This is a genomic window from Microbacterium sp. GbtcB4, from assembly GCF_019091465.1.
Classification (GTDB): Bacteria; Actinomycetota; Actinomycetes; order Actinomycetales; family Microbacteriaceae; genus Microbacterium; species Microbacterium paraoxydans.
On record NZ_JAGXJJ010000313.1, the window covers coordinates 1 to 251 of the forward strand.

General features: G+C 68.1%; 1 pseudogene. It reads left to right on the forward strand.

The features are described 5' to 3' along the window. Window positions 1–251, forward strand: a pseudogene (locus KVS71_RS17995) (hypothetical protein); the annotation flags it as partial.

The following is a 251-nucleotide window of genomic DNA, read 5'->3' on the forward strand; positions in this document are numbered from 1 at the left end:
GCGACGTTCGGGCGCCGAACTGTCGAGTGGGAGACGATCTACGACCGAGACGGCGTCATAATCCAGGTCGCCACGAAGGACGCGCTTCTCGCCATGAAGCACCGCGCCAACCGGCCAGGACGCGACGTCGACGACATCCGTCAGTTGCTCACCCTCTGCGGCATCACCACGCCGGAAGCGGCGGAGGCTCACTACGGGGACTGCTACCCGGGCGCCGGTCTCAGCGACCGCGCTCTCGGCCTCGTCCAGCG